22 protein-coding genes are annotated in these 22,749 nt (G+C 62.4%); 10 read left to right on the top strand and 12 right to left on the bottom strand.

All coding sequences use genetic code 11. The features are described from left to right. Nucleotides 1-8: 8 nt before the first annotated feature. Nucleotides 9-1,340, bottom strand: a complete 1,332-nt coding sequence (locus HDC96_RS17580; RefSeq protein WP_179461075.1) for a GTP-binding protein — start codon at nt 1,338-1,340, stop codon at nt 9-11. A 69-nt stretch (nt 1,341-1,409) separates the two neighbouring features. On the opposite strand from HDC96_RS17580, the gene HDC96_RS17575 reads away from it, so the two are divergent. Next, nucleotides 1,410-1,781 carry a MerC domain-containing protein gene (locus tag HDC96_RS17575; protein WP_179461074.1) on the top strand — a complete coding sequence of 124 codons (372 nt, stop codon included), beginning with the start codon at nt 1,410-1,412 and terminating at the stop codon, nt 1,779-1,781. Nucleotides 1,782-1,790: 9 nt separating this feature from the next. Here HDC96_RS17575 and HDC96_RS17570 read toward each other — a convergent pair whose 3' ends face one another. Continuing rightward, nucleotides 1,791-2,129, bottom strand: a complete 339-nt coding sequence (locus tag HDC96_RS17570; protein ID WP_179461073.1) for a hypothetical protein — start codon at nt 2,127-2,129, stop codon at nt 1,791-1,793. Nucleotides 2,130-3,122: 993 nt separating this feature from the next. On the opposite strand from HDC96_RS17570, the gene HDC96_RS17565 reads away from it, so the two are divergent. Next, nucleotides 3,123-3,542 carry a hypothetical protein gene (locus HDC96_RS17565; RefSeq protein ID WP_179461072.1) on the top strand — a complete coding sequence of 140 codons (420 nt, stop codon included), beginning with the start codon at nt 3,123-3,125 and terminating at the stop codon, nt 3,540-3,542. 148 nt (nt 3,543-3,690) lie between these two features. Here the strand turns inward: HDC96_RS17565 and HDC96_RS17560 are convergent, their stop codons facing one another. Further along, nucleotides 3,691-4,176, bottom strand: coding sequence for a transposase (locus HDC96_RS17560; RefSeq protein ID WP_176990480.1), 486 nt, complete (start codon nt 4,174-4,176; stop codon nt 3,691-3,693). Between the two features lie 190 nt (nt 4,177-4,366). Between HDC96_RS17560 and HDC96_RS17555 the strand changes: the two genes are divergently transcribed. Beyond that, nucleotides 4,367-5,209 (top strand): MnmC family methyltransferase, encoded by an 843-nt coding sequence (locus HDC96_RS17555; protein ID WP_179461071.1) that lies wholly within the window; start codon nt 4,367-4,369, stop codon nt 5,207-5,209. A gap of 12 nt (nt 5,210-5,221) precedes the next feature. On the opposite strand, the gene HDC96_RS17550 is transcribed toward HDC96_RS17555, so the two are convergent. From HDC96_RS17550 to HDC96_RS17525, 6 genes are all read right to left on the bottom strand, one after another. Further along, on the bottom strand, nt 5,222-5,398 hold the full coding sequence (locus HDC96_RS17550) for a hypothetical protein (protein ID WP_179461070.1): 177 nt from the start codon (nt 5,396-5,398) through the stop codon (nt 5,222-5,224). Between the two features lie 110 nt (nt 5,399-5,508). Then, nucleotides 5,509-6,321 carry an alpha/beta hydrolase gene (locus tag HDC96_RS17545; RefSeq protein WP_179461069.1) on the bottom strand — a complete coding sequence of 271 codons (813 nt, stop codon included), beginning with the start codon at nt 6,319-6,321 and terminating at the stop codon, nt 5,509-5,511. Nucleotides 6,322-6,826: 505 nt separating this feature from the next. Then, on the bottom strand, nt 6,827-7,114 hold the full coding sequence (locus HDC96_RS17540; protein WP_179461068.1) for a hypothetical protein: 288 nt from the start codon (nt 7,112-7,114) through the stop codon (nt 6,827-6,829). A 212-nt stretch (nt 7,115-7,326) separates the two neighbouring features. Then, a complete protein-coding gene (locus HDC96_RS17535) occupies nt 7,327-8,469 on the bottom strand; it encodes a YncE family protein (RefSeq protein WP_179461067.1) in 1,143 nt (380 codons plus the stop codon). 267 nt (nt 8,470-8,736) lie between these two features. Next, complete coding sequence (locus tag HDC96_RS18480) at nt 8,737-12,651, bottom strand: XVIPCD domain-containing protein (protein ID WP_179461066.1); 3,915 nt, start codon at nt 12,649-12,651, stop codon at nt 8,737-8,739. A gap of 11 nt (nt 12,652-12,662) precedes the next feature. After that, entirely contained in the window at nt 12,663-13,118 is a 456-nt protein-coding gene (locus HDC96_RS17525) for a hypothetical protein (protein WP_179461065.1), read from the bottom strand. 523 nt (nt 13,119-13,641) lie between these two features. Between HDC96_RS17525 and HDC96_RS17520 the strand changes: the two genes are divergently transcribed. From HDC96_RS17520 to HDC96_RS17495, 6 genes are all read left to right on the top strand, one after another. Further along, entirely contained in the window at nt 13,642-14,505 is an 864-nt protein-coding gene (locus tag HDC96_RS17520; RefSeq protein ID WP_179461064.1) for a hypothetical protein, read from the top strand. A gap of 84 nt (nt 14,506-14,589) precedes the next feature. Further along, nucleotides 14,590-15,117 (top strand): hypothetical protein, encoded by a 528-nt coding sequence (locus HDC96_RS17515; protein WP_179461063.1) that lies wholly within the window; start codon nt 14,590-14,592, stop codon nt 15,115-15,117. Between the two features lie 40 nt (nt 15,118-15,157). Beyond that, a complete protein-coding gene (locus HDC96_RS17510) occupies nt 15,158-16,018 on the top strand; it encodes a hypothetical protein (RefSeq protein WP_179461062.1) in 861 nt (286 codons plus the stop codon). Nucleotides 16,019-16,118: 100 nt separating this feature from the next. Beyond that, nucleotides 16,119-16,985 (top strand): hypothetical protein, encoded by an 867-nt coding sequence (locus tag HDC96_RS17505; protein WP_179461061.1) that lies wholly within the window; start codon nt 16,119-16,121, stop codon nt 16,983-16,985. 27 nt (nt 16,986-17,012) lie between these two features. Next, the gene (locus tag HDC96_RS17500; RefSeq protein ID WP_179461060.1) at nt 17,013-17,960 is read left to right on the top strand and encodes a hypothetical protein; all 948 of its coding nucleotides are present in this window, start codon (nt 17,013-17,015) and stop codon (nt 17,958-17,960) included. Nucleotides 17,961-18,055: 95 nt separating this feature from the next. Continuing rightward, nucleotides 18,056-18,952 (top strand): HNH endonuclease, encoded by an 897-nt coding sequence (locus HDC96_RS17495; protein ID WP_179461059.1) that lies wholly within the window; start codon nt 18,056-18,058, stop codon nt 18,950-18,952. Nucleotides 18,953-19,003: 51 nt separating this feature from the next. Here HDC96_RS17495 and HDC96_RS17490 read toward each other — a convergent pair whose 3' ends face one another. Beyond that, nucleotides 19,004-19,819, bottom strand: coding sequence for an endonuclease (locus HDC96_RS17490; protein ID WP_179461058.1), 816 nt, complete (start codon nt 19,817-19,819; stop codon nt 19,004-19,006). Nucleotides 19,820-19,853: 34 nt separating this feature from the next. After that, nucleotides 19,854-20,273, bottom strand: a complete 420-nt coding sequence (locus tag HDC96_RS17485; protein ID WP_179461057.1) for a very short patch repair endonuclease — start codon at nt 20,271-20,273, stop codon at nt 19,854-19,856. A 132-nt stretch (nt 20,274-20,405) separates the two neighbouring features. Between HDC96_RS17485 and HDC96_RS17480 the strand changes: the two genes are divergently transcribed. Further along, nucleotides 20,406-21,728, top strand: a complete 1,323-nt coding sequence (locus HDC96_RS17480; RefSeq protein WP_179461056.1) for a DNA cytosine methyltransferase — start codon at nt 20,406-20,408, stop codon at nt 21,726-21,728. A gap of 63 nt (nt 21,729-21,791) precedes the next feature. On the opposite strand, the gene HDC96_RS17475 is transcribed toward HDC96_RS17480, so the two are convergent. Next, nucleotides 21,792-22,625: a hypothetical protein gene (locus HDC96_RS17475; protein ID WP_179461055.1), complete on the bottom strand. Its 834-nt coding sequence runs from the start codon at nt 22,623-22,625 to the stop codon at nt 21,792-21,794. Nucleotides 22,626-22,749: the final 124 nt, after the last annotated feature.

Here is a 22,749-nt window from a genome sequence, read left to right as displayed (position 1 = left end):
GCCGGCGGTCAGGCCTGCGCCCACGCCGGAAACGCATCCGGCAGCAGCTGCCACAGCAGCGGCCCGGCGCGCAGTTCTTCATCGTTGAGCAGGCAGGCATCCAGTTCGGCGCGGACCGCGTGCTCGTCCATCGCCACCCCGATCACCGCCAGCTCCTGCCGGCGGTCGCCCCACCAGGGATGCCACAGCCTGCGCATGGCCTGGTACTCACCGGCATCGCCGACCTGCTCGACGCTGGGCATCGGCGCGGTCCAGCAGGCCGCCTGCTGGCGGGCCCAACCCATATCGGTATACGGCACGCGCGTGGGCGGCAGCGTCGGCACGGTGTTTTCCAGCCCGGCCTCCATGCGCTCGCGCGCGGCGTACCAGAACCCCGCGACCGAGGTCTGCGTCGCCGCACCGACGCTGGAGAGCTCCCCCACCGAGTCCATGCGGTTGGCCAGCCAGAAAAAGCCCTTGCTGCGGATCACGCTGCCCAGCCCGGTGTCGAGCAGCTGTGCGAAACGCTGCGGATGGAACGGCCGGCGCGAGCGGTAGACGAAACTGGTGATGCCGTATTCCTCGGTCTCCGGCGTGTGCTGGCCGCGCAGCGCCTGCATCCAGCCCGGCGCCAGCTGTGCTTTGACGAAGTCGTAGCGGCCGGTATCAAGCACCTCGTGGAGCGGCACGTTGCCGTGTTCGGACAGGAGCAGCCGCGCATCGCGGTTCATCGCACGCAGCACGGCCAGCGTGGACTGCAGCGTGTCGTCGTCGATCAGATCGCACTTGCTCACCACGATCACGTTGGCGAACTCGATCTGCTCGGCAAGCAGGTTGACCACACCGCGGTCGTCGTCTTCACCGGCCTGCTGGCCGCGGTCGATCAGCCGATCACTGGAGCCGAAGTCGTGCAGGAACCGCGCGCCATCGACCACCGTCACCAGCGTGTCCAGCCGCGCGATGTCGCTGAGGCTGAAGCCCTCTTCATCGCGCACCGAGAAGGTCGCCGCAACCGGCATCGGCTCGGCGATCCCGGTCGACTCGATCAACAGGTAATCGTAGCGGCCCTCGGCCGCGAGCCGGCGCACCTCCTGCAGCAGGTCATCGCGCAACGTGCAGCAGATGCAGCCGTTGCTGAACTCCACCAGCGTCTCCTCGGTGCGGCTCAGCGCAGCGCCGCCGTCGCGGACCAGCTGCGCGTCGACATTGATCTCGCTCATGTCGTTGACGATCACCGCCACCCGGCGGCCCTCGCGGTTGCACAGCAGCTGATTGAGCAGGGTGGTCTTGCCGGCGCCGAGGAAGCCGGACAGCACCGTCACCGGCAGGCGGGAATCACGAAGGGCAGCAGAGGCAGTCATGGCGGAGCAGGTCAGGAGGGGGAATGAAATGTTACTATATAACATTCACAGACCAAGACCCCACGTCCCATGAAGCGATCCTCTGCCCTGTTGGATGCCGGCGCCATTGCGCTGTCCGGCCTGTGCCTGCTGCACTGCCTGGCCCTGCCGCTGCTCGCGGCAATGCTCCCGCTGATGGGCGTGTGGGCCGAAGCCGAGTGGGTGCATGCCCTGTTCGTGGCGATCGCCGCGCCCCTGACCGGCTTCGCGCTGTGGCGCGCGCACCGCCAGCACAGGCTGCCTGCGTGGGCGATGGCCGGCGCGGCGGCGGGGCTGTTGCTGCTGCTGGCCGGCGCCCTGGGCTGGCCGAGCCACGAGGCCGAGACCCCGATGACCGTGGTCGGCAGCCTGCTGCTGGCCAGCACCCATGTGTGGAATGCGTGGCGGCGGCACCGGCACTGAGCGCACGGCTCAGTGCTTGAACATCATCCCGATCAGGAACAGGACCAGCGGTGCTGCACTGAGCACCGCGCCGATGATGCCCAGCCACGGCCAGCGTTCCTGGCGCACGCGCGAGCCGACGGTGGCGATCAGGCCCACCGCGGCCGATGCGAGCACGCCGATGGACACGCCGGTGGTGCTGGCGCCTGCGGTGACGCCGTGATTGGCGGCGGTGGCGATGTGTGCGGCGAAGGCGCCGATGGGGAGGCCGAGGAAGCTGACGAGGCCGAGCAGCGGGAGTCGCTGGGCACGCCGTTCAACTGCCGCCGAGGATCGAACGGGGCGAATCTTCTCTTCGTGCACGCGCATGTCTCTTTTGGGGAAGCCCCAACCTACACCCTCCCGTGCGCATTGCCGATGGTAGATCGCCGCCCATGTACTGCATCACTAGGGAGAGTATTGGTCCGGTGAACGTGCGCTAGGCAAGCGATCCGAAACACAAATCACATCCGCTTCAATTGTCTGACCTTCGGCACATCGTGGCGGTAGGCAACGAACCAGACTGGACACTCCAACAACCACTATGTTCGAGGTCAGTATGCGATTTCTCAGTCTTCTCCTGATTGCCTGCATCCCTTTCTCGTCACATGCAGACGAGCAATCAACGATAAACGACCGAATTGAGTTCGACTCACGAGGTCAACGCGTAGTCATCCGCACCAGTCCGTGGGCGGACCTCAAGGGCACAACGGTAAATGTTGAGCAGAAATTGTACGTGAATGAGGACGGAAACCTTCACTACGACTATCACCAGCAGAACACTTCCACACAATTATTCCATCAAACGCTGTGCGCCGAGGATGGAATGCTCCCGGCAATGGGCGGCGAGACCGTTTTTATCGGTAGTACTACAGGATGGCACTGCAGCAGGGTAGTGGAGTACGACCCAGATGCCCCGCCACTCCAAAAGGAGAGGCCTCTCAACCAAGAGAAATCAGTGGACTACGTGTTCACCAATGCCCCCAGCGGAAGCGCCGCTGTTGGAGTCAACTTCTATTCAACGGGATCAGCTCGCTTCCAGAGCTCGCAGGCCGGTTCGCTACGGGGAAGCGTTCAAGTAGACGGTCGCTGCAGCACATATTTCTCCCAGTACTATGGCACTCCGTTCTCCGGTGATCATAGTGCTCGCGTGGTGTGCATCGTCCACCAGCCCAGGTTCGTCTCCACGGGTACGGAAGCCTGTGTACCGAAGCAATGCGGTCAAAGCACCGGTACCATTTCGGTGAGATGACGAAGCATCTCTACACCGGATCCTGCGCGGCGGTGCCTACAATGCCCCACCACCCGCCGCCAGGATCCGCCATGCGCCTGCTCCCCTGCCTGCTCCTACTGACCCCGCTCCTGTTGACCGGCTGCGGCAGCGACAACAGCGCCGGCGTGTTCTCCTCCGATCCGATGCTGGGCTGCTATGCCACCCACGCGCGCAAGCCGGCCGAGTTCCGCATCGAGCAGCAGAGCGGCCAGTACTACGTATCCTTTAACCGCGATGAGCAATGGCAGCGCGACGCCACGCCGCTGCAGGAATCCAGCCGCGCCGAGATCGCACAGTTCTTCCGCGACGATGCGGATCAGATCAACAAAGCGCTGGTCCGCCCCGGTGGCGGCTTCGGCATCTTCAAGTTCAATCCGGGTGCCACGCTCAAGGGCAAGGCCAAGGACAGCGACTACATGGCCCTGGTCCTGATCGGCGCCGGCCCGGTGTTCCCGGTGAAATGCCCCTGACCATCCGCGCTCGATACCCCCACCCGCCGGACCACCGGCGGCAGGCAGCGATCACCGCCCGCCCGCACCGGTAGCCCGGCCCGCAACACCCATCCCCGACACCGCCCCACCCGCAGGCCTACACAGGCGGGCATCCCCTCCCCGTACTTCAACATGGCGTCTCCGGATCACGGCGACCGCGATGGATCGAGCTGTACGGCCACTGCGTCGCATCGCGCACATGCCCGTGCTTGACCGGGTTGTGGTGGACATAGGCCACATGCCGCTGCAGGTCGTCGGCGTCCACGATCCGATGCTCGCGGAAACCGTTGTGCCACAGCGGCCGCAGACTGCGATCCCGGCGCAGCTGCAGGCGCGGCTCGGCCACAGGCAGCTGGCGGTCGAAGATCGCCTGGATCTGCGACCAGCGACGATGGCCCTCCTCGTCGCCCTCCGGCAGCGTCCACACCCCATGCAGGTGATCCGGCAGCACCACGATCGCGTTGATCCGGAATGGGCGCGCCTGCTGCGCCACCCGGAACGCCAGCCGCAGGACCTGTGCCTGCTCCACCAGCAGGCTGCTGCTGCGATCGCGCAGGTGCGCACTGAAGAAGTACGCGGTGCCGGTGGGCCAGAGGAGGTGGTCGTAGGACATGACCCAAGTATCCAAAGTCCTCGGCCCGCCACGATCAGCGCACTCCCTGCCAGCGCCTCGGACACACGCGCACGGAAGGGTCGGATTCCCGGTCTGGGGGAGTGCATCAGGGCCCGCGACGGCCTTCTCAGGTACGATGCCCACCCCTGACTGACAGACCGCCTGGCGCCCGCGCCGCGGCCCCGATCCCGTGCCCCATTACACCGGCCCCCTGCTGACCCGCCCGCTCGCCGAGACCCTGACCCGCGCCCGCGATGCCGGCCCCGGGGAATGGACCGGCTCGCTCGACCTCGGCCGCTCCACCGGCACCGCCCTGCTGGCGGCCGACCACTGGCAGTGGAAAGGCGAGACCTATGCCTATCCCGGCAAGACCAAGGACCGCACCCTGTACTACTGGGACGGCGAGGAGTTCCTGGCGATCTCGCGCTTCGGCTCGGCGCTGATCAAACTGGTGCCGACCGACTGGGACGCGCCGACCTTCGAGATCGACGGCATCAAGATGCTGCCCAGCGCGCAGGTGTCTCCGTTCGAGGATGCCCGCCGCAAGGTCGCGCTGATCGCCCCGGCCGGCAAGACCGTGCTCGATACCTGCGGCGGCCTGGGCTATTTCGCCGCGTGCTGCCTGGAAGGGGGCGTCATCCGCATCCGCTCGTTCGAGAAGAATCCGGACGTGCTGTGGCTGCGTACGCTCAACCCGTGGTCGCCAGACCCGGAGGCGGAGAGCAGCGGCGGCCGGCTGTCACTGAGCCAGGGCGATGTGTCGCAGGAGATCGAAGGGCTGGAGAGCGCCTCGGTCGACGCGATCCTGCACGACCCGCCGCGCTTCGGCATTGCCGGTGAGCTGTATTCGCAGGTGTTCTACGACCAGCTCGCACGCGTCATCCGCAAGGGCGGCCGGATGTTCCATTACACCGGTGCGCCGAACAAGCTGACCAGCGGCCGCGACGTGCCGCGCGAGGTCGCCAAGCGGCTGGAGAAAGCGGGGTTCAAGGCCGAGCTGGCGATGGATGGGGTGCTTGCGGTCAAGCGTTGAGTCAGCCGTCGCTCAACTGCCCCGGGGCAATTTGGCCGCCCACATGTTGTCGACCAGATTGGGATAGCGCCGCCCGTTTTCCTCGGCGCGCTGACGTGCCGCATCCTTCTGTGCCTGGGAAAGCGGCTGCGACTTTTTCTTCCCATTGGGACTGGGCTTCTTCCAGGGCGGTGTCTGGGACTGGGCCATGTGCGGTCTCGACTGGATTAACGCTGCATTCCGCTCAGCGAGTGCAGCTTACAAGAACGCCCGACACGTGATCGCAACGTGCCGGGCGCTATCTGCGGACGTCCTGCGACTTACTTCTTCAGGAAATCCAGCAGCGCCTTGTTGAACGCCTCGGCGTGGCTGGCATTGCAGCCGTGCGGCGCATCCTTCAGCACCACCACCTCACTGCCCGCGATGGCCTCATGCGTGCGCTTGCCCGAGCCTTCGAACGGCACCGTGCCGTCGCTGTCGCCGTGCAGGACGAGGGTCGGCACCGTGACTTTCTCCAGGTCGCCACGGAAGTCGGTCGTGCCGAACGCCTTCATGCAACCCAGCGCCGCGGTCTGGTCGGACTGCTTGCACAGCGTGATCGCGGCCTGGCGCTCTTCCTCGCTGACCTTCAGCTCGCCGTTGGCGCTGAAGAAATCCTTGGTGAAACCATCGAAGAACGTGTCGCGGTCCTTCTCCAGGCCCTCGCGCATTTCATCCGCTTTCTCCTTCGTCAGCGGGCCCTCGGGGTTGTCGCTGGTCTTGAGCAGGTACGGCGGCACCGCCGAGGCGAACACCACACTGTGCAGGCGCGATTCGCCATGTTTGGCGACATAGCGCGCCACTTCACCACCGCCCATCGAGAAGCCGACCAGGGTGGCATCCTTCAGGTCCAGATCCTCGATCACACCGGCCAGATCGTCGGCGAGCGTGTCGTACTCGTAGCCATCGGCCGGCTTGTCCGAGCGCCCGAAGCCCCGGCGGTCATAGGCCACCACGCGGTAGCCCGCATCGCGCAGCGCGGGAACCTGCGCCTTCCACGATTCGGCCGAGAGCGGCCAGCCGTGGATCAGCACCACCGGGCGGCCGGTACCACCGGAATCTTCAACGTGCAGGCGAACGCGGGAAGCAGCCATGGGAACTCCTTGGAGCGATGGGGAAGGAAGAATCGATCCTAGGGAGACGGGGTTGGGTGAGCCGTGAAAGAAAGCGCGATGTTGCTGACGTTACGTGCACAGGGCTGACTGATACCGGCCGGGGTGTTCAGGGGTGAGAGGGAGGAACCGGGCCCACGATCTCAGGATCTGCGACAGCTCAGGACGATAGTTGCGATGGGGCATCGTCGAGGGCGGGAGCCGGTACATGGATTGTCATGAGATCACGCCGGAGGCTGGCACCGGCACGCCAGCCGGGCTGCCCGGCCCTCAAGAGGTCGCTTGCTGCGGGCTGACCGTCATCCTGCTGCTGCATGGCCTAGGTGGGCACCCCGCATCCCGCGCGGCATTGAGCGCTGCACTGCGGCAAACACCGTGGACTGAGCGTTGTGTGCGCTGCACCAGTTATGCGTTGTTGCGTGGGCGCACGGTTCCGTAGACAGGGCGTCGCACAGCGAGGCGTCTCAGACAGTGCTGATGCCACGATTCATTGACGTCGGTCGACGGATTCAATCGGACGACGCACCGTCGACGCAATGGGCAGGTCCGCCGGAGAATCCGAGTACCCCACGATCTCCAAGCCGGTAATCCGGCCATTGAGGCCAAAGACAAGCACGCCCACCTCCTCCCCGCTGGATGTCTCGCCGATCGCGTCGGCCACCAGCTCGGCGATCTCTCCCGCCCCGAGGAGCTTGAAGTCCACGGATGCACAGCCGCAGGCACAACGACTTACTACGTTGAGGGATTCCAGGTCTTCCAGTGAAGGGAGCTTCATGCCCTCCACCGGCGCGGACTGTACGGCGCGCCTGACCACGTCCACCTCGTGTGTCGATATAGGTCTAACTGCCATCCTTGATCTGTTCATGCGTACGGATGCCGAGGGCGTTGCGCCAGTCTCGCATCATGGCCTACGGGGGACAGTCCATCCAATGCAACGCGTACGAAACCGGCCGCTCCAAGCGGCCGGTCCTTTCCAACGGTGGTGCGCTACAGCGCAATCCGGGCAACAGACTCTTCGCTGCCCTTCGGCTCGCTGTCACCGTTCTTGACGGTCACGTACAGCACGTTCTTCTTGGCATCCAGCGCCAGACTGTTCGGGTGCGTCGGCACCGCGTACGTGGCCACCTGCTTGTAGGTGTCGCTGTTGTACGCCGTCACGGTGCCGCCATCGCGGTTGGTCACGTACAGGCGCTTGCGCGGCGCATCCAGCAGGATGCCCAGCGGGCCGGCGTCGGTCGGGATGCTGGCCAGCTCCTTGCCGGTGGTACGGTCCAGCACCAGCACGCGCTGGCCCGGATGCTTCGATTCAAAGCCCGAGCTGCTGGCCTGGTACTTGCGGATCATCTCCGAGCCCTGGTCGGTCACGAACAGGCGCTTGCCGGCCGGGTCCAGCGCGATGTTCATCGGCTGCTCCGCACTGACCTTGAAGCGCTGCTCGACCTTGCCGCTGTCGGTACCGACTGTGACGACCTCGGCCAGCAGGTTGGAGGTGTAAACGCGCTTGGCCTTGGCATCCAGCGCCAGACCCGGCGCCTTGGCATTGCCCAGGCCCTGAATGGTGTTGATGACCTTCAGCGACTTCGTGTCCACCACGAACAGCACGCTGCCCTCACCGGAGTGTCCGGTGACATACAGGCGGTTGTTGGCGCCATCGACGACCAGCTCGCGCAGATCGTGGGTGTAGGCGGCTTTGCCATCCTTGCCGACCTTCTTTTCCATCAGCTGCACGATGCCGACCGACTTATTGGTGGCGGTGTCGACCACGGTGACCGAGGTATCGACGGTGTTGCCGACATACAGGCGGTTGTTGGCGTCGTCCAACACCACGCCGAACGCCTTGCGCTCCAGCGGAATGGCGATTTCGACGGCCAGGGTTTCCGGGTTCAGGCGCAGGACCTGGGACGGACCGGCGGCATCACCGAAGCCGCCCGAGGAAGCGACGAACACGGCGTTCTGCTTGGCGCTGAAAGCCAGCTCGTAGAGGCCTTGGGCGACGGCTTTGCGCTGGACAGCGGCGTTGGTGGCGGCTGCGGCAGTGGTCGGCTCAGCAGCAAGGGCCGACGGAGTGCCGAGAGTCAGGCTGACGGCAAGGGCCAGGGCGGCCGAACGGAACAGGGAACGAGGGTGCATGCGAGCTTCCTTGGATGGGCACGGGAGGTGTCCTGGCTCGCGGGCCGCTGGAAGCGGCCGACCACTATCGGAAGACGTGGACAGGCTGGCTGGCCGGCCATCTTAACAGGCGCGGCCAAGGGTGTCGGGTTCGGCCCAGTCCCAAACGGTGAGACGGCGCTGGCGTTCGGCAACGACTACGACCTGGACCGCGCGCATGTGGTGTGGCCGCCGGTTGGGCTGCTGCTGAACAGCTGAGCCAGGCGCCGGCGCCGGGAGGTGGGTGAGCTAGCCGCCTACGCTGGCGGCCGCAATTTGCATGTCATGCTGCACTTTGTCGTCTTCAAACTGCCGCTGGAGGTTCAGTTGCTGGTTGCGCTGTTCCTGCTCGTGCGCGGCCACGTCAAACTGCTCCAGCGATTCCTCAAAAGGGGTCTTCACCGCCTGTTCGGTTGGCATGCCCGCGCGTAGGTGACCGGGGTTGCCCATGTCGCCCTGCACGACGAATACGGTATGCGCGCCGGGCTGCTGGGCCGTGGGGTTGCTCAGCGCCACGTGGTCCACCCGGTCCAGACCGTTGCTCTTGGCCAGCACCAACAGGCTGCCGGTGAGGCGCTCGCTGGTCTGGTCGTAGCTGCGTCCGTGCGACTCGTCCAGCCTGGCGACTTCCTTGCGGATCTGCTGGTAGAGCGCATGGTCCGGGTGGTGCGGGTTGACGGGTGTCCAGGGTGCTGCCTTGTCGGGTGGTGCTGGCGTCTCGGTCCGGGCTTCCTGTGGTGGAGGCACTTCCGTTGGCGCCACCTGTGCGTTGGCAAGCTCTTCGGATGGGCGGGCATTCTCGGGCGCAGCCAGCCGTTCGTGCTCCGCTGCATCGGTCGGAGACGGCTCCGCGTTGAAACGGGCTGCCTGCAGCTCCGCAGTTTCAGCTGTGTGAAGCCTCGGACCTTCGGTCTCAGGCGCGACACTCGCTTCGCTTGTGGCCGTCGGAAGCTGACGGGTGCCTTCGGCATTTTCGTTGCGGGTTGGGGCTTCGTTTCGGGATTTCAGCAGCTCTGCTTCCTGCGCTTGGCCGGCCGCGGACGCGCGCTCCGGCGCCTCAGTTGTCGGCAGCACTGTTCGTTCTGATCGCTCTGGCATAGAGACGAAATCCGCCGCCTGCGGCGCGGGTTGTTGTTGACGATGCAGCGCATTGTCTTCCCGGTGCAACTGGTCTGCATGCTCAGCGTTGCGGGCAGTGTCTTCCCTGCTTCGCTGTTGCTCCACCGTGGAAGCTGCGTCCTCCGTGGGCGGCCGGGGCGCGGCATGCTGCTTGGGCTGTGTGTCGTGACCAGGGAGCGCAGGCGCGGCGGCGATGGCAGCCGCTGCGCTCTGCGCGGGCGCGGCTGTTGCACTCGCTGCGGCAAATGCCTGCGACGGGACGGCCTGGACCACATCCTCGGGAAGCTGGGGCGCTCGCGCCTCGTCGACGTCCGCACCACCTGCAGCCATCGCCGCAAAGGTCGCGGCCTGCTGCGCTTCGGCAGTGGAGGCACCCTGGCGATTTGCCTCGCGCAAGGCCTGTTGATGCGCGTCCTGTTCTCGAGGAGAGAGCCTGTCGATGCGGAGTTCGGGGGTGTCCGGGATTGGCGCCTGCTGCTGTGCCGACGCGACGCGGTGCGCCACGCCATCGGGCTCGGTTTGCGCCGGCCTGGGCGCAGTAACGGCCACTGTCCCCAACGTTGGAATATCGGTATCCACGCGAGCGATCGAAGGTGCAGCAGATTGCTGGCGCAAAGACTGGATCTTCGCGACGTCTTCCATGGTGGTGGTCGCCGTGAGCACCATCCGGTTGCCGCCAGCATCGCCAAACGCGGCGATGACGCTCTCCGCGCTGGGCGCACGGGTGCGCGGGTCAGGGATCAGCTCCAGAACGAGGTCGGCCTGTCGGCCGTTGCTGGCGAGATTCTGCTCCACGGCCACCGCCGTTGCGGCCAGCTGCTCCTCGGTTCGTTCAATGCCGTAGTGCGCATACAGCGCCGCGACCTGGCCGCGTATGCCTTCGGGCGTCACCTGCACGTTGGCCCTGATTTCCTGGGCCACGCTATCCAACCCGGCTACGCCCGCTTGCTGGCTCTGCCAGGTCACATCCAGCTGTTCGCTCACGTTGCGGTTTGCGGTGCTATCGAAGACGAGACCCTTGCTGATCCAGCGGCCGTCCAGCTCGCGGGTGTAGCTGTTGCCGTCACTGGCCTGCAGCGTGTCGGCACTGGCTTGTGCATGCTGGATGGCGTGCGGAATGGAAGGGTTTTCCGCGTCGCCGAAGTCGCTCCAGCGCCCCTGCTCGTAGGCGACCATGTAGCGCGCCGCCATGGCAGCAGGTGTATTGGCAGCGTTCTGAGCAATCACGGTCCGCGATTGCTCATCGAGCGCCTGCGCGCGCTCGGGCGAGACGGCTTCGTGCCGTGTGACGGGCACGCGCCCATCCACCACTTGCTTGATCTCCAGTTCCCACCGCCGGGAGATGGGGTCACGTACAAACGTCCGCTCGGTTTCGACGGGTGCGCGCGGTGGCGACTGCTCGCCACTGGCACTCAAGCGGTACGGGTCCTGCGGCGGCGGCGGATTGGCCAGCCCCAGCTCGTACGAAGCGTTGGCAGCCTGCCAGTTCAACTGGCGCTCCAGCGTGCCGCTGGCCACATAGCTGGCGCGGAAGGTGACATCGTCACCCTGCGCGGTCTGCACCGGGCGCACTTCCACACCGTTGCCCAGGTTGCTGCTCTGCACCTGCTGCTGATGGGCGCCCCGCAGCCAGCGCCCTTCCGGGTCGGCCGGGTCGCGGGTCCAGGTGCGGCCCATGGGGTCCACTTGGGTGTAGATGCGCTCGATGTCTTTCTGCTCAGCCCATCGTTCGCCTAGGTGGGCACCAAGGACGCCGCCGCCGATACCGACGACGATGGCACCCGGACCCGCCCACGAGCCCGACGCGAGGCCAACGCCGGCGCCGCCGACAAAGCCGCCCAGCGCCCCGCCCACATTGCGACCGACGAAGTGGGCTGCGGTGGAATCAGCGCCTGCCACATTGCCTCGGGCATCGAGCTCCACCCACTTGTGCCCGGACGTTGCGAAGTCGTGCGCGAGTAGCGCCATGCCGGCAACACCGGCCACCTTCATGGTGGGACTTATGCCGGCGCGGCTGCCATGCGGCGTGGAATCCGCTGCCACCTCGGCGATCGTTGCGGCTGCATTCGGTGGGCCGCGGGGTGCACCCGGTTGGCTGTGCCGCTGCGGTATCGGCTCGGGTAGATCGGCATAAAGCCGCGGACCGGTTGCCACGCCGTTGCGCGAGGCCACCCAATCGGCACGCGCATGCGTCATCTCGCCAAAGTGAAGGGTCTTGAAATCGTCCAGCGGGCGGTTGAACAGCGTTCGATCAGCGGCGTCGTAACCATCGATTGGCTTGAGATGGGCGCGCACTTGCGCCACCGTCACCGGATGACCGCTGTTGGTGGAAGCTTGCTGTGCGATGGCCCGTTCGAGCGTCTGATATTCGGCGGCCGAGTTGCTTACGAAGGTGAGCGGGTCAGGGCCGAAGGCGCTTACAGGGTAGCCGTTGATCCTTGCATCGGGGTGTTGGAGCGCCGTGGTGAGTTCGAAGTTGCTGAAGCCACGGTTGATGGGTGCGTTTTCTACAAAGGCCAGGATGGGCTTGCCGGTGGCGATGGCGTTTTCGAAATACTGCGGGCTGCCGGCGTTCCACATGATGTCGCGGAGGGCTGCGCCATATTCCCCATTGAAAGGCACAGTGCCCTGCGCCTTCATGAAGATCCTCAGGCCGTCTTCCATGACCTGTAGCTCCGGGTGTCGAGCGGGACTGACCTCCAAGTCGTGAACGAACTGCCCCCAAGGGGTATCTCCAATAATGCCCGCCCGTCCGTTGACGTCGTTTGCATACTGGATTGCATTGTCAGCGTTGGGGATGCCGGCGCTGTCTCTTCCCGAGAAGCCAAGATAGTCCATTCCCGTTGGAAGCAGGGCCGGATGCTGCTGCATTTTCCCGGCAAGGTAGTCCGCATAGCTGGTGGCAGCATCAGGGCCCGACCCTGGTGATTCGAGGTAAGAGATCACCTCATGAAGCTGCTGGGCAGACAATGCGCTGCCATCAATGGCGTTTTGTGCGCCGCCGAGCGTGGTTCGCGCGAAGTCGTAGAAGATGAAATTGGTCACAATGTGTGGCCTCAGTCAGCGCGCGCGGGTATCGCGATCTCGGATAGAACCAACGTGCTCTCTGGCACTAGTGAACTGGTGTCGAAGATGACGACCCCAGCGCTGGCCAGCGCTTCGGACGTCGTTATCGCCACATATCGGAGGTTTTGGTCGTTGTCGGTTCTCCCCGCATACGCGAGAACCAAGCCTAGCGAGAGGTCTCTGAGGTAGGTCAGATCATCATCCGTGCTTCCGAACGCGTCCTTAAAACTGAGCATGGACCTGATCGTCTGCTCATGGGTGAGATCAAACGTAAACACCCACTCGCGACGTCCCTCTATCTCTACGATTGCGTCTGGCCCTTCAAATCCCAACCCACCGATACGCTTTCCATCGCGGATAAACGCATACTGGTACTCCGTTCCGCGCTGCCCGCTGGAAAGGGTTGTTGGCAGAATTCGAGGACGCGGTATCGAAACGTCGCTCACGGGATCATAGGAAGAGTGTGACCGGGGCTGAAAATTAAGGGGCATGGTCAATCCTTGGTATTACGTTGATTGTGCGCCACCCCGATCGACGACTGCAACGCCCAGAGGATGCTCGCGATTGTCGGCCAACCTTTGCTCGGCAATAGGCAGATAAGACTTGCCAACCGCGCTGGATAGCGATGCCTGAATTCGCTCGATATACCCCGGGTGGCCGCGCAACATTAGACGGAGCTTCGCTGGCACTGGGGCGTCAGGAATGTCATTGCTGGCACTTCTCTCTCGACCGTCTCCGAGGTGAGTATTGGGCTCCACTGCTACGCCTGCAGCCGTCGCGACTGAGCAGCCTGCCACGACGTCTCCTTCCCCGGCTATCGGAAAGTTCCGAATGTTCCCCTCGGAGGTCTCCTATGGTGGTGGAGTCGCATGGAACAGAGCGGCTTGGGCGCAGGGTCTCCTTTCGCGTTGACAGCGCATTGCCTATAGTTGACCCCATCCAATGCAATGGAATGGAATGGAATGGCCCATGAGCGGGGTGTCATCCGACCGGTGCCTCACAGTTGCACTCGCCGTCGCGCTGAGCGCCAGCGCTTGTGGACGGACGCCGCCTACTGCACAGGATGGGAAGTCGAATGCATCAGAAGCTGCGGAGGCGGGTCGCACAATCAATGGACATACCTACACCGATGCGCCGGTAGATGTGGAGCTCGGGCCGAGTACTTTCCGGATTCCGGCCAACTACCTGGATAGCCAGATTGCGCCTTGGCCCGGTGGAGGCGTGAGCCTGATCCTTGAGTGGCCGGACATGAAGCCCACTGCGCCAGGCGCTCGGGCCAATCCCCGGACGAATGACTTCCGCAAGGAGATCGCAGTCTCTATCGATTACATCGACAGCGCTCCCATCGAAACCTCACTGGAACGGCTGTCTTCCAATGAGGCTGTCACCGAGGCTGACTCGGTGGAGCGTGGAAATCCCAAGGATCGCCTGGACCTGCGCGTCGCCCAGCCTGAGACGATGGGGCTGACTCCTTACGCCATCGACGAAGCGAAGATGGCCGTGTACTCAGGGCAGTACGAAGCCCGCTACCGCAAGCCGCATGCCCGCAATCCGGGCTTCGAGGATGACTGGTACGTGGCACGCGGCCCGGCCGGCAACCTCACGACCTTCATCAAGTGCGACAGCACCACCTTCCGCGAAGATGGTGTCCGGCTTGAAGGTGACCAGGTCATCCATAAGCAGGGCACCGTTGCCGCCGGGTGCATCCATTACTTCGCCGATGTAGAGAACAAGCTCTCCATCACCCTCGACTACAGAAGGGCGTTCCTGAAAGACTGGAAGCGCATGGAAGACGCAGTGCGGGACCTCTTGGCACGCACCGAGGCCAAGTAACGCGCACGCGCGGGAATCTGCAGCGGCTGGTCGTGGCAGGGCAGCCAGCAGGATCAGCGTGAGGCTGAGCCGAAAAATATGCGGATGGAGTTATTTTCTTTTGAAGGGATACCAATCACCAATACGCCGCAGCAGGAAACACGCTCCTCCATCGAGAACGATAGTGGCATCAGAATCGTGCTGTCGAGAGTGCAGGGCGCGTTATCGGATGGTAGCGATCCCGCCCAGTACGAGTACGTGCTCCTTAAGGGCAGCGAGAGGGTCGGGGCCCTGGGTCTAAGCGGGGGTGAAGATCGCTTTCAGCTTGAACCGCGGCGGGAGTGGACCTACTCGCTGGACATGACCCATGTGGCGACATTGAAGTCGATGCTTGAAACGAGGTTCGTATTCAAGAGTGCCGAAGGCGACTTCGAGTTTCTTTGCTCTCTTGCGCACGGTCTTCTCTTCTCTGCACAAGAGGGCGGAGAGTCCTCTGACGATGTCCGCTACATCGCAATTACCACGCCCACAGCCTTGGCAGGTGCCGGCATTTTTTCCACTCCGCGCGAGGCCATTTCGTCCGATGGCACCGTCGTCCTGGCAGAGATATTCATCCCTGGGACCGCCACCTGACTGCGTCAGCTTCGCTCTGCTAGAAGCAATGGAACTACCCATGAGTGTGATGTCGATTTCATCCGGACGGTGCCTGGCAGTTGTACTCGGCGTCGTGCTAAGTGCCAGTGCCTCTGGACAAGCGCCGCCTACGGAGCAGGAAGGAGCCCCGGCTGCAACAGAGACCGGTCGAACCATCAATGGGCACACCTACACCGATGCACCGGTAGAGGTGACGTTGGGGCCGAACACATTCGAGATTCCGGCCAACTATCTGGACAGCCAGATTGCGCCGTGGCCTGGTGAGGGTGTCTCTTTGGTCATCGAGTGGCCGGACATGAAGCCCACCGCACCGGGAGCGCGCGCCAAGCGCCGTAAAAATGATTTCCGAAAGGAGATTCGCGTGCTCGTCAGCTACGTCGACAGGGTTCCGATCGGCAGCGTGTTGGAGCGGCTCTCTTCCAACGTGGCGATCACAGAGGAAGACTGGCTGGAGCGGCGAAATCCTGCCGATCGTCTGGATCTTCGGGTTTCCCAGCCAGAGCGACTAGGCCTGACCCCATACGCCATCAACGAATCACTGATGGATCAGTATGCGCGCGCGTATGAAGCCAAATATAGCCGCCCTCTTCCGCGCAACCCGGCGTTCGAGGACGACTGGTACATCTCGCGCGGAGCGGGTGGCGCGCTCTCCAGTTTCATCAAATGCGACAGTCCGAAGCATTCGGGCGATGGCTTGGCGATCAAGGGCAAGGACATCATTGATGCCCCAGGTGGAACAATTGCAGGTTGCACACACTACATCGTGGACATTGAGAACAGTCTGTCCATCAGCCTCAACTACAACCGCGTGTTTCTCAGAGACTGGAAGGCCATGGAGCAGGCCATACGTGATGTCTTGAACCGCACCAAGGTCCGTTGATGCCGCAAGCTGAGCCGCCCAGATCAGATCGATGCGGTTCTCGTCCGAGTGCCGGCACTATCCCTATAGTTGAACGTACTCAATGCAATGGAATGGCCCCATGAGCGTGATGTCCTCCGGGCGGTGCCTGACGGTTGCACTAGCCGTCGCCCTCAGCGCCAGCGCCTGTGCCAAGGTTCCACCCACGGAAAAGGGAGAGAAGGAAGCTGCCATGTCTGAAGATTCCAGCCAGAGCCGCACGATTGACGGCTACACCTATACGACGGCGCCGGTAGTAGCAAAGCTGGGCCCGCATCGTTATGCCTTCCCGGCGAATCTTTATGACGACCAAATCGGCCCCTCCATTGGTGGCGGCGTGGCGCTTACCCTGATGTGGCCGGGTCTGAAGGCGGCGCCACCCGGCACGCGCCCCACACGGACCATGGCTGACCACTACCGGGCGGTCACCGCATCGATCGATTACCTCGATGCCATTTCTGCATCTGATTTGCTCCCGCGCCAGACCAGCACAGAAGCAACTACTGAAGGCGGCTCGGTCAATCGCAATGACCCCCGCCGCCGTCTGGACCTGCGGGTACCTGTAGCCGAGCAGTTTGGCCTCACGCCGTATGCCATCGATGAGCAGCGCATGGCGCTGTTCTCCAAAGCGTACGAGAAGCAATTCGGACAGCCCGCTACGCGCAATCCACGCATGGAAGACGAGTGGTACATCGCCCGCGCGGCGGATGGGCAACTGGCGACCTTCATCAAGTGCGACCAACCTGAAGGTGGCCAGGAAGGTCTGGTCATCAAGGGTGATCTTCTGGTGCCGGATGACGCACCCAAGGTGGCCAGCTGTACGCACTACTTCGTGGACAGCAAAGACAATCTTGCCGTGAGCCTGTTCTATCCGCGCGTGCTGCTTAAGGACTGGAAAGCGATGGAAGATGCTACGCGCGCTACGTTGGCGCGTTACAAGGTGCAGTAATCCGGAACTGTTCAGGAGGAACACCGCGTGAGCGGATTGAATCAGAAGGACGTCGAGATACTACGTGCGTACGCGACCGAAGGTAATCGCGAGCGTTACTGGAGCTACCTGGCGCAGAAGGACGGATCTGATGGCTACGGGCTTCTGACGCTTGGCGTGGTACGCAATGACAACCTGCCTGGACAGGTGGCCAATGCCTATGCCCAGGGTGCGGCAAGCGACCAGCACGAACGAAACCCCGCGCTGCCCAACCGTGTTCTGGCCGAGCGCGAGTGGGAGCATTTCGGGCAAACCCTGCTCCAGCGCGATCTGGAACGGCGGGAGCGATGGTTGGATGCAGGCAAGCCCGACTTGGCGCTCAACCTGCCTGGCCGCGACGTGCAGGTAGCCCACGACAAGGCATTTGTCGAACATCGTCTGGACCCGAACTGCTGGACCCCGCGCATCCTTCTGGAAGCCACCCGCAAGAATGTGAGCGAGGACGCCGCCGAGAAGGTCTGGCAGCAAATGCTCAACAACGACAACCGGGGCCTGAGCCGCGCAACGAACACGGTGGGCCATGCCTACGCCGCCATGCCCTGGGGACAGGCAACCGCCTACGTGGCCAAGCTCGGGTTCTATGAAGCAACCATGGCTGACCAGGCCCTGCCTGCCAGCAATCCGAATGTGATTGGTATACGCAGCTCGTACCACGGGTATGACGAGAAGGCTGGCACGTGGCACCACCACCCCGAAGGTGGGCTCCCGATGCAGGAGCGCAATGCGCGGGTGGTCGAGGGACTGAACGAAACGCGCGAGGTCCGCCTGGAGCGCGAGCAGAAGGCGACTCAGTTCCATCCCGATGATTCCTACCGGCAGCGGATCGAAACGGTAACTTACCCACCCTCTCACCGATCTTCTACCGCTCCGCGGGAACCGACGGAATGCCTAGGCTTTAACAACCTAACACGTCCCACTCAGCGCCCAAGGCCATAGATCGATGATGCCCAAATCGAAGCTACAGCTGGCCATTTGCGTCTTAATTTATCGCACCCCACCCGATAGGCTAGGCCTATTAGGGGGGGGGAACTATGCCCAAGGTCGTCTTCACTGCTTCAGATAGCTCCATTTACGATGACGTTAGGGACCGCTGGTACCACTTCCCAAACATGTATCTAAAAAGCGTTTGCGAAGCCGTCGGCGACCAGGTTGTGTTCTATCAACCAAGGCGAAATAGCGGCCCGACAAGCGCGGATGGTGCGCAAGCCTATTTCGCAGCGGCGCGGGTAGTGAACGTTCGGCCAGACCCGAATCGGCCAGATCATCATTTCGCCGACCTGGCCGAGTACATGGAGTTCGACCTGAAGGTTCCATTCAAAGTCGGCGATCACTACTGGGAGAGCTTTCTGCGGAAGGACGATGGTTCTACCAACAAAGGGGCGTTCGGCCACTCCGTGCGTTTGATCCCGGACGTGGAGTTTTCCGCAATCATCGCCGCTGGTCTCGGACCTTCAATCGAGGAGGCCCGCAGTGAATCTGACGAGCACAGGTTCGATCCCTCGCTGCCCGCTCCGCCCCTGATTGAGCGGCCAACTGCCACTACTACGATCACGCGGAAGATTCGCGACGTGGCGTTTCGCAGGCACGTCAGAATTGCGTACGCGAACACTTGCGCCATCACCGGACTGCGATTCTTTGATAGAAAGGGCCGTCCGGAGGTTCAGGGAGCACATATCTGGCCTGTCGAAGAGAACGGACCCGACAGCGTACGCAATGGCATCGCCATGACCGCGACGGTCCACTGGCTCTTTGATAGAGGCCTGATTTCAATTGGCGACGACTTCAGCATACTTCGCTCTGCGAAGCACCACGACGCCCTTGCGTCGCTACCCCTTCGCGACGTGATGACTGTACCTGAGAAGATCAGCGACAGACCTCACCCCACATATCTTGAGTGGCACAGAGTGAACCGATTCAACGAGTCTTAGTGAGGAGTCCCACCCAAAGTCTCGGCAAGACAACGCGCGTACCGGCGGTCGCTAACCGCGACCGCGACCCGCGTAGATGGCCAGGTCGTTGGGCGTGATGCTGGCCGACGTGACCAGTTCGTAGTGTTCTTCGGAGACCACCCGAATTTCATCGTCCTGCAGTGCAAGTTCGAACATAGCGATCTTGTTTGGATTGATGAACTGCGCTGACACCGGCCGGCACACCAGACCTGGGAACTTTTCCCGGCAGCAGGCGATGTCCTGCTCGGTCTGCTGGCGACCATGCTTGTCTTTGCCTCCCTTGGCCTGGACGGGGACAACGTACTGGCACCCATGTCGATCTAAGCCCACGTAAAGCTCATCGATCTCGATCTGCCCAATGCCTTTCACAGTCGTACGCAAATGGTTCTGCAGCGAAGACGCGGTAATACTTAGGAAGATGTCGACTAGGCGGTTGTAACGTACCTTGGCTAGTAGGGCCTGCTCGTCGCCTAGTGCATGGGCCTGGATGATCTCCGGGGTAGCGTCGGGGATCTTTACGACCAACTGGTTCAGACGCGGCACGATTTCGAGCGGCCGCTCCAGCCGGAACTCGTACTTCGAGCGGCCAGCACCATAGATGCCCCACTCCAACCCCTCCGGAGCAGTAGCCTGGATGGACGCAGGCAAGCTATTGCGATACTTGAAGGAATAGATGGCGTCCCCAAGGTTCTTTGGCAACACAACCCCGCGCTCAACAGCGGCCTCGAGAAACTGTTCTCGCTCAAACGGCACGGATGTCGCGCCTGGCGTGTAGTTCTTCCGAAAGACCTCTCCAACGATCTCGGAGTACCGGTTCAGCTTCGCTTCCTTCTCAGGCTTTCCCATCTAGGCTTCCTTACAATCAGTTGCGCCAGCAGTTCTAAGGCGAAGTAGCTCGACCAGACAGCGATCTCACTAGCTTCCGCGCCAGCCGTGCCGGGTACTTTAGCTCACACTCCCACACTTCGGTCACGTGCCAGCCAAGAGCCCTCAATGCCTTGCGCTTCCGACGGTCTCGCCGGCGATTGGCCTCGATCTTAGGTTCCCAATAGTCCAGCCGCGATTTGGGCATCTTCTCCCGCTTGCAGCTGTGGCCGTGCCAAAAGCAGCCATGAACGAAGATTGCCGTCCTTCGACCCGGAAGCACAATGTCCGGGGTGCCAGGCAGATCGCGCCGGTGCAACCGAAAGCGATAGCCAAGCCTGTGGAGCAGGGACCGCACCGCGACCTCAGGCTTGGTGTTGGCTGACCGCACCTGTGCCATCAGCCAACTGCGGCGCTCGGGCGTCAGTCGGTCCATACGGCATCTCCGGTTCTCAGCGACTGAGACTGACTGCCTTCAGGATAGGGACCCCGGAGTAGCAGCTTTCCGACCCCGGACAGCCATCTTTTCCGATCAACATTCAGCCTAGTCCCATCTATAATTGCCACCATGACCAGACCCATCGGAATCGATCTCTTTGCCGGCGCAGGCGGCCTCAGCCTCGGGTTCGAGCAAGCAGGCTTCGACGTTGTGGCTGCCGTGGAGATTGACCCTGTCCACGCGGCCGTGCACGCCTTCAACTTCCCGAACTGCGCGGTGATCCCCCGCTCTGTTACTGACTTAACCGGCGACCAGATTCGTGAGGCCGCCGGGGTGGGCGCCAGCGAGATCGACGTAGTTTTCGGTGGCGCCCCCTGCCAAGGCTTTTCCCTGATGGGGCAGCGCGCCATCGACGACCCGCGTAATTCCCTAGTTAAGGATTTCGTGCGCATTGTTCGTGAGCTCGACGCAAACTACTTCGTCTTCGAGAACGTTAAGGGATTGACGCTCGGCAAGCACCGGAAGTTCCTGGAAGAGCTCATTGAAGAGTTCGAAGAGGCGGGTTATGACGTCGTCAAGGACTGGAAGGTGCTCAATGCGTACTCCTATGGCGTGCCGCAGGACCGTCAGCGCCTGTTCCTAATGGGCGCCAAGCGCGGGCTCGCCGTGCCGAAGTATCCTGCCCCCCTTACTGCCAAGCCCGGCTCTAAGGATGCGACACTTCCGTACGCACCGACCTGCAAAGATGCGCTAGAAGATCTTCCAGATGCTGAGCGCTTCTCAGACCTCAACGTTATCGACGAGGTTCGGGTCAAGAAGTATGGCAAGGCCAGTGAGTACGCGGAGTTGATGCGGTGTGAAACGGCCGACGGCTGGGGCTTCGGCTACAAGCGCGAATGGGATCCCTTGCTGATGACCTCTAGCATGCGCTCCAACCACACCGACATTACACGCGAACGCTTTGCTGAGACTATTCCAGGGGAGGTAGAGCCTATTTCGCGCTTCCTGAAGCTACCTCCCAAGGGCGTGAGCAATACGCTGAGAGCAGGCACTGATTCCGCCAGAGGGGCCTTCACCAGCCCGCGTCCAATTCACTACAAGTGGGACCGCTGTGTAACTGTCCGAGAGATGGCCCGCTTACATGGGTTCCCGGACTGGTTCCGATTCAATGAGACCAAGTGGCATGGGGCTCGGCAAATTGGCAATTCGGTACCACCACCCTTGGCGCGTGCCGTAGCAACTCAGGTGATGAAGGCACTTGGCGCGGATATCAGGCGCCCCCAGAAGAAGATCAAGCTTGGGGAAGCTGCACTATTGAGAATGAGCTTGGCGCAGGCGGCCTCCTTCTGGGGCATACCCAGCCCTATCGGCCAAAGAGATAGGAAGAGCGGGGCTAAGAAGACAAAGCAGCGAAACATCGACCCTAGTCAAGTGACCCTACCCGTCACTTGACGGATTCTCGACACGGGAGCGGCGAACTGAGCCACCCATCGCTTCTCAGCACTAGAGGCTGGGTTAACAGATTCCCTTCACCCCAGGCTTGAGCCGACACAGAATCTCATGGGCAAGCGATAGTTCTGAGAATTCTGAGGCGTCCGCTCGCTTTACTGGGTCGAAGTGCATCACATGGACACCAAGTGCTGGCACAGACCTCATTGCCATTGGTACAACCAATGTTGCCTCCGTCGCTTCAAAGGCCGCCTTAACCTGCGCAACTATCTGATCGGGAAGCAATCGCTGTTTGTCCAACTTAGCCTCACACGTCGCGAGCACAAGTTCTTCGCCCTCCATTCCCAAGAGGTACAGCGAATCAATTTCGGTGCTGCGCAACTTCACACTCATCTGCAGATGAGTCACCTCAGTCACTCGCAAAGAAGACTCGATGGCAAGTAGCTGCTCCACGAGACGTAGCTTAACTGCAGTCTGGACGAGCCACGCCTCATCCCGACGTCCGAGCAACTTGGAGGCAACGGGGATGCTAAGCGTCTCCACGTCAACTGCCCTGGTACCTGCGCTGTGTCGAAAGAAATCGGGGAACGGCTCAACTTGACCAGTCTTGTAGGGGACGAACTCGAATGAATCTCCACGGCCAGTTCGCTGGACTCCCGTAAAGCCGAGCGCCGCAATTCGCGCAGGCCAGATTTTGTTTGCAGAAGTGTTCCGCACGACATCTTTGAGAAAGTTCGCCGGATTTCGGTCACTCCTCTCCCTGCCGTCCTTCTCATTGCATACCCGAATAGCTTTACTGACATCAGTCAGTGACATGATGGACTTTCTGAGTGCACGCTTTTCCGTATCCCAGTGACTGTCAAAGAGATACTCAATTACTTGCGGCTTGTCGGACGACATGGGTTCCTCTGGCTATTTTTTGCGATGCCCTGCGCCGAGGACGGCGACAAAGCATAATCCTGACTGTTATCTCATTGACTGGATGTTGAACCACCACACGCTCCTCGCACGTAGAGGAGCAGCG

Source organism: Stenotrophomonas sp. JAI102, from assembly GCF_013409105.1.
In the GTDB taxonomy this organism is placed as follows: Bacteria; Pseudomonadota; Gammaproteobacteria; order Xanthomonadales; family Xanthomonadaceae; genus Stenotrophomonas; species Stenotrophomonas maltophilia_AA.
This window is presented reverse-complemented; position numbering and strand designations above follow the sequence as displayed.